Annotated in this window: 4 protein-coding genes and 1 pseudogene; 2 read left to right on the top strand and 3 right to left on the bottom strand. The window is 62.2% G+C overall.

The window, feature by feature from the left end:
- Window positions 1-269: 269 nt before the first annotated feature.
- A complete protein-coding gene (gene folE, locus BSIN_RS24780; RefSeq protein ID WP_089342379.1) occupies window positions 270-902 on the bottom strand; it encodes a GTP cyclohydrolase I FolE in 633 nt (210 codons plus the stop codon).
- A gap of 501 nt (window positions 903-1,403) precedes the next feature.
- On the opposite strand from folE, the gene BSIN_RS24775 reads away from it, so the two are divergent.
- Window positions 1,404-2,597 carry an acyl-CoA dehydrogenase family protein gene (locus BSIN_RS24775; protein WP_089342378.1) on the top strand — a complete coding sequence of 398 codons (1,194 nt, stop codon included), beginning with the start codon at window positions 1,404-1,406 and terminating at the stop codon, window positions 2,595-2,597.
- Window positions 2,598-2,620: 23 nt separating this feature from the next.
- The gene (locus BSIN_RS24770) at window positions 2,621-3,778 is read left to right on the top strand and encodes an acyl-CoA dehydrogenase family protein (RefSeq protein WP_089342377.1); all 1,158 of its coding nucleotides are present in this window, start codon (window positions 2,621-2,623) and stop codon (window positions 3,776-3,778) included.
- A gap of 37 nt (window positions 3,779-3,815) precedes the next feature.
- On the opposite strand, the gene BSIN_RS24765 is transcribed toward BSIN_RS24770, so the two are convergent.
- Both BSIN_RS24765 and BSIN_RS24985 read right to left on the bottom strand, forming a co-directional pair.
- Window positions 3,816-6,494: a winged helix-turn-helix domain-containing protein gene (locus tag BSIN_RS24765; RefSeq protein ID WP_089342376.1), complete on the bottom strand. Its 2,679-nt coding sequence runs from the start codon at window positions 6,492-6,494 to the stop codon at window positions 3,816-3,818.
- A gap of 229 nt (window positions 6,495-6,723) precedes the next feature.
- Window positions 6,724-6,853, bottom strand: a pseudogene (locus tag BSIN_RS24985) (IS3 family transposase); the annotation flags it as partial.

The following is a 6,853-nucleotide window of genomic DNA, read 5'->3' as shown; positions in this document are numbered from 1 at the left end:
CTCGCGACGCACGCGCTGACAATGGCATGGTTTCGCCGCTGTCCCGCCCCCGGCGCGCTGTGCCATTCGGAGCGCGGCAGCCAGTATGCTCGCGATCCTCCTTTACTAAACCAAGCACGACGCGAACCGGGTATTGCGCGAGCGGCTTGCCGGGGGGCGACCGGAGCACATTGCAAGACAATTCGAACAACGCCGCTGTCATGCCCGGAATGTTGCTCCGCCTATCGCCATTTCCCATGCAATTGAACAGGTCCTGCCGCAAAAAGTCTCTATCGGGTGATAGTGCGAAGGAACTCGTTACGCGCTTGGATGTTGTGCTCAAAATCACCAATGTAGCATTGCGTAATCACGCGTTCGTCGCCGCGGCGATTTTCCCCCATGAGCAGACACAGTTGTTCGGCTTCGATCCAGCAAGCCGCTCCCCGTGCCTTGCCGTGAGTAACAAGGGCTGTCGCGATCTCGTTCGTGATCCACTCCTGATATGTATAGCGATGACTGATTGCGTCGATCATTCGGGCGATACGTCCGAAGCCATGCAGGCGCCCGCCAGGCAGGTAGGCCACGTGGGCCACACCGCGGAACGGCAGTAGATGATGTGGACAAACGCCATGCACAGCGATACTGCGTATGATCACCATGTCTTCCCGGTGATCATCGAAACCCGTCCCGAGCGCGTCGGCAGGATCAACATCATAGCCGTCGAGTAGGCGCTTCTGCCAAAGTTCACGCACGCGCTGCGCCGTGCGGCCGGTATGTGCGGCATCGATTTCAATACCACTGGCTCGGAGCAGACTACTGACCGCCAGCTCGAATGCGACAGGATCAAAATTGCGCGTGCGCCGTATTTCCGCAGGTGACGGGCCGTGCGCATCGCATGCGTTATCGTATTCAGTGTGATGCATCTCGTCTTCTCTTTGGAGTAGCTACAATGTTTTCAGCAAGTCGGCGTTGCTCCTGCAAATGCTTGCTTGCCCAACTGCGTGAATGACTTTCGCGACAATACTCACCGTGACGTCGTAGCCCACCATGCACGGGCGCAGCACGCTTCGATCCCTGCTGCGATTAGTAGGCGTTCAATACCCGTGTCCCGCCCGCCGACCTGGCGCAGGAGCTCCCATCAGACTAAAGCGGGTTGAGAGAGTTCAATAAACTTCACGTCATTCAATGGCGTCGAAAGCGCGATTGCGAGCCCCATCGCGCCCATATCAGTTGAAACGATGTCCGTGAGACACCCTCGCTGAAGGAGCGACGGCCGTCTCTCGCGCTATATTCAGCGCTGCGTGCAGCCTTCCAAAATAATGAGCGAGAGGACGTGCCCGGCCTCGGTAATTCGTCGAATCTGACGATCCAAGGCGGAACTGTTCTCTGCGATACTGGGCGACATTCCCAAAGGGGTAACAGGCATGGTGCTGAACGAAACGGATGCCGCTTTCCGCGACGAGGTGCGTCGCTTTTTGGCCAGCGCGCTGACAGACGATCTGCGCTCGGCGGGGCGCCGCTGTTCGGGTATCTTTGCCGACTATCCTGCGGGCATACGCTGGCACCGCATTCTCGCGGGGCGCGGCTGGAGCGTGCCGCAGTGGCCGGTGGAGCACGGCGGCACCGGCTGGACACCGCTACAGCACTACATCTTCGCCAGCGAGCTGGCCGAAGCCGATGCGCCGCCGCTCGCTCCCATGGGCACGAACATGGTCGGGCCGGTAATCATTGCCTATGGCAGCCCGCAGCAGCAGCAAGGCTGGCTGCCCGGCATCCGCTCAGGCGAGGACTATTGGGCGCAGGGCTATTCCGAGCCGCAGTCCGGTTCCGATCTGGCGTCGCTGCATTGCAAGGCGGTGCGCGATGGCGACGAGTACGTCATCAACGGAACCAAGATTTGGACCACTCACGCGCAATATGCCAACCGCATGTTCTGCCTGGTCCGCACAGCGCAAACGAGCAAGCCACAGCAGGGCATCAGCTTCCTGTGCTTCGACCTCCAGCAGCCTGGCATTACGGTGCGACCGATCATCAGCATCTCAGGCGACCACGAACTGAATCAGGTGTTCTTCGACGATGTTCGTGTGCCGGTTTCGGGCTTAATCGGCGAGGAGAATCAGGGTTGGAGCATCGCCAAGTACTTGCTGCAGCACGAGCGCGGTAGTGCGTGGGCACCGATGCTGCGGGCGCGCTTGCGCCGGCTGCGCCGCTTCGTGGAGCAGGCCTTCGAGCAACAGCCGTCCGCAAGCGCAGAGCGCCGTGATATCGAACTCAAGTTGGCCGACGTCCAATGCCGCATCGACGCCGTGCAAGCGTTGGAAATGCGCGCGCTGCAAGCGCACACGCGCGGTGAGCCTCCGGGCATCCGCCCTTCGGTGGGGAAGGTGCTGGGCACCGAAACACGTCAGCGCATCACCGAGCTTGGCGTGGAGATCGCAGCGCACTACGCGGGCGCTCGCGTGCCGATGGAGCTATGCGACGCGGGCGGCGCGCTGGCCATTCCTGAGGAGTCGGTGTTCAGCATGTCGGCCTATCTGAACGACCGCGCGGCTTCCATTTATGCTGGGACCAATGAAGTGCAGCGCAACCTGATTGCTGCGCGCCTGCTAGACGACTGAGCACGTTTGAGGACCCGGACGCCATGAACTGCGACAACTCAGCTTTCGAGCTTACCGAGACTCAGGCCATGCTGCGCGACAGTCTTGAGCGCTTCCTGACTGAGCAATACGATATCGAACTGCGAACCCGCACGCTGGCCGCCGCCGAAGACCAGCCGCCGCTGTGGCGTGCATTTGCACACAAGTTGGGCTTGTTCGGCGCCTCGTTCAGTGAAGCGCAAGGCGGCTTGGGCGGCGACATGCGCGACAACCTCGTCATCATGGAGACGCTGGGCCGCCACTTGGCGGCCGAGCCCTATCTTTCCACCGTCGTGATCGGCGGCGGTCTGCTCAGGCGTGTGCCGGGCGCGCAAGCGCATAGCCTGCTGGGCCGCGTAATAGACGGCGACGCAGTGATTGCCTTCGCCGCTACTGAGCCGCAGGGACGCTACGACCTTGCGGACATCCAGACTCGGCTGAAGCCGGTCGGCGGCGGCTGGTTGCTGAGCGGCCGGAAGGCTGTCGTGCATAGCGCGCCCTGGGCCACCGAGCTGCTGATTACCGCGCGTAGCGCGGGAGCACCTTACGATCCGCTGGGCGTGTCGCTCTTGTGTCTGCCGGCCGACGTGCCAGGCATCAGCCGTCGTGTTTACCGTACACTCGACGGCGGCCGTGCCAGCGAGCTCGTATTCAACGAAGTGCCGGTGCGAGCCGACCAATTGCTGGGCGAGCCGGGCGCAGCGCTGCCTTTGCTCGAACAGGCGCTGGACGAAGCGACGCTCGCCGTGTGCGCCGAAGCGTGCGGCGTGCTGTCCCGGCTGCTCCATGACACAGTGGATTATGCGAAGCAGCGCCGTCAGTTCGGTGTGCCGATCGCAAGTTTTCAGGTGCTGCAGCATCGCATGGCCGACATGTACATGGCGCTGGAACAAGTTCGCGCGCTAACGGCGGCTTCGGTGGCGGCGCTGGACGCACCGCCCGCCGAGCGCATGAGTGCGGTGTCGTCGGCCAAGGTCTGCGTGAACCGCGCTTGCCGCATCGTCGGACAGGGCGCTGTGCAGATCCACGGCGGCATGGGAATGACCGAGGAGCTGGCGGTAGGGCATTATTTCCGCCGTGCGACGCAGATCGAGCAGTTGTTCGGTTCGCTCGAGCATCATCTGAGGCGCGTGGACCGTGTTGCGCAAGCGTTCGACGCTTGAGTTGAAGATGATCTCGACGTCAACGGGAGCAGGCTGATCACTGAATCACTGCCCGCCGCCTTGCCGCCGCCACCGCTTGTATACGGTTGTGGACATCGAGCTTGAGATTGATGCTGCGCAGATGGGTGCGCACCGTACTGTCGGAAATGTTTAGTTTCTCGGCCATTGCACCGTTCGAATAGCCTTCGGCAAGCAGATGCAGGATACGCACCTCCTGCCGTGTGAGGTTACCGCCGCTCAGGTCGCCGTCGGTATCAGCTGCTTCGTGTTGCGACGCGGAGACGCCCAGACCATGCAGCAGCCGCAGCAGATAGTCGCCGAAAATCGGATCGCCACGACCCGACTGCTCCTGCAAATCCCTGTACAGACGCTGGAGCAGTGGCACTAACGCTGCTCCTTCGTCGAGCACCAGCCGCACGAAACCGTCGGTGCAGGCCTCGTGCAATACGGCTTGCCCGGTTTGCAATGCACTGGCAATGTCGGTGCAGCGATGCTGTGCCAAGGCTTGCAGCACGCGTAGCTTGAGCGCGCGCCGGCGGCGTGCCGATTGCGTGGCGGTGGCTATCTCGGCGGCCAGTTTGGGCAAAGCGGCAGTGGCATTGCCGAAGGCGATCTCCCAGCGCAGCTGGCCAATCGCCAGATCGTCGACATCGTGCCAGGGCAGGCACAGCGTGCGCACACGTTCCCACAGGGCAGGACTGTCCGCGCGCTCCAACGTTTCGCGGGCAGCCAGCCCATGACCTTGCATCAACAAGAGGCGCGCATGCTCCAATCGCGCGGTGATCACTAGGCGCGGCAACTCGCGTTGATGGCCCAGACACTCGAGTTCGGCGAGCACCTGTTTCGCCCCATCGACATCGCCTTGCTGGAAGGCGATGCGCGAACGCAGCGTGTGACTGATGATGACGTGGTCGGGCAGCGCGATGTCGCGCACCAGCGGGCTGTAGACATTGAGCAGGCGTAGCGCCTGATCGAGCTGGCCGCCCTCATAGACGGTGCTGGCATACAGCACGCCAGCCCAGGCGTTGCCGTGAGCGTGATTGTAGCCCGTGCCATGGGCTTCGCCGGCGGCCATGCGAAAGCGCGCGGCGGCTTGGCGAACGCGGCCCTCCCGCAGATCGAGAATGCCCTGCATCGATTCGGTGAAGCGAGTCGTCAAGCGATCGCCTTGCGAGGCCTGGTGCGCCACATCGAGCAGCCGGTGCGACTGCGCTGGTTCATCGACTAGCGCATGGATGCAGGCCATGGTGTTGGTAAGCAGAATCGTGGCAAAACCGTGCTCATCGGCGCTGTTGCGTGCCTGCCGCAGGCTATGCCGCCCTGCTGCGAGCGCTTCGTCGAAGCGGTCCATCATGGCCAGCAGTAGTGGCCGGAGCGCCGCCGCATGGTCCTGTACAGCCGGCACGGTGCTGCGCTCGCAGGCGCTCGCCTCAAGCCGAGCCAGCGCCTGCGCAGGCCCGTGGGAGAAACAATCGGCCCAGATGGCGGCCACCAGCAGCAGCGGTTCGTTGGCGATGAGATGGTCGGGCAAGGCGGTCAGCCAGCGGGCGAGCAAGCGTAAGCGTCCCTGCTCGATGAAGGATTCGACGTGCCGCACCAGCAGCGACGTGGCGTGTGCTAGGTCGCCGCCATCGATTGCGTGATCGATGGCGTTAACCATCCGGCCTCTGGCTTCGTACCAGCCGGAGGCCGCCAGATGCAGCCTGGCGACCTGCTCCAGTTGTTCATCGGCCAGGCGGGCGCGCAGGAAGTCGTTGAACAGGCTGTGGTAGCGCCAGGCTCGATCCGTGCCTTCCAGACCCGGCAGTGGCGTGACAAACAGATTGTCGGCCTCCAGGTTTTCAAGCATGAGAAGGCTATTGCAGTCCGGCACCAGTTCGTCGCACAACGGAACCTCGAGCTTCCGCAGGATGCTCGTGCGCAGCAGGAAACGGCGCGTGGCATCGTTCTGCTGCCAGAACACGGCTTCGGCGAGATAGGTCGCAATCGGGCAATACGAACCCGAAAAGCGCTCGATGAACTCATCGGTGTGCAATTGCCGTTGCAGAGCCGTTGCTGCCAACGATAGTGCGGCCACCCAGCCTTCGGTCTTGCGATGCAACTGCTGAACTGCTTGCGAGGCAAGTTGCAGTTGCGGGTGCAACGCGAAATAGCGCTCGGTATCGGATAGTGACAGGCGTAGATCCCCGATATCGATGTCCAACAGTTGACCGTGCGCGCGCAGGCGGGAAAGGCTCAGATCAGGTTGACTGCGTGTGCCGATGACGAGGCGTCCTTCGCGGGGCAGCTGCTCGATCAACTCACGTACCAGTCCGAGGACAACGGGTTCCTGGATGCGCTCGAAGTCGTCCAGAAAGATCGCATAGGGCGCGTCGTGCGTCGACAAGCGGCGCAGCAACTCAACAGGGGCGCCATGCGGTACGTGATCGCAGGCGATCTTCGTCATCGCTGCTGCAAGGCGGGCAATGAAGCGCGAAGTGTCGTTGTCGGCGGCGTCGAGCGTGAGCCAAGCGGTATCGATGCCGTTGGTTTCGAACTGCTCACGTACCTGGGCCATCGTGCTGGTCTTGCCGTATCCCGCCGGCGCGCACACGAGTATCAGCTTGACCGGCGCGGTGCGGGCGATGCGCTTGCAAATGTCGTCGCGTGCGAGCTGTGCCGCCGTGCTTAGGGGCAGGGGGGGCTTGTTCGATCGTGGCGTTGAATGGGCGTTCATGCCTCGGCATTTTGAAGAGCCCGCCGCGGCGACGCACCGTCGAAAACGACGAATTCGGCGCGCCATCTGGAATCGTCGAAAGTGACGATGTTGTGCGTTGCCCGCGTTTCATTACATTACTGACTATCTGTTGTGGTGGATACGGCCCCAAGAGTCGTGCCGCCATCCGGACAGGTAATAGGTTCTGAGGTGAGCTTCCCTCGGTTTTTCGCCTTCCAACGGTCCCGAGTTATGCAGCGGCATCCTTGGTCTGCTGAGCTTTGACCCAGTCCCGAAGGAACCGCTGCGGAGAAACCAAGCCGAGTGACGAATCTCGACGACTGCGGTTGTAAAACACTTCGATGTATTCGAACAGATCG

Origin of the sequence: Burkholderia singularis, assembly GCF_900176645.1 — a bacterium.
Lineage (GTDB): Bacteria > Pseudomonadota > Gammaproteobacteria > Burkholderiales > Burkholderiaceae > Burkholderia > Burkholderia singularis.
This window is presented reverse-complemented; position numbering and strand designations above follow the sequence as displayed.

Bases quoted from the DNA above. Each gene is read 5' to 3' on its own strand.
- BSIN_RS24770 (WP_089342377.1), top strand. From the start codon at position 2,621: ATGAACTGCGACAACTCAGCTTTCGAGCTTACCGAGACTCAGGCCATG.
- BSIN_RS24775 (WP_089342378.1), top strand. From the start codon at position 1,404: ATGGTGCTGAACGAAACGGATGCCGCTTTCCGCGACGAGGTGCGTCGC.
- BSIN_RS24765 (WP_089342376.1), bottom strand. From the start codon at position 6,494: ATGAACGCCCATTCAACGCCACGATCGAACAAGCCCCCCCTGCCCCTA.
- folE (WP_089342379.1), bottom strand. From the start codon at position 902: ATGCATCACACTGAATACGATAACGCATGCGATGCGCACGGCCCGTCA.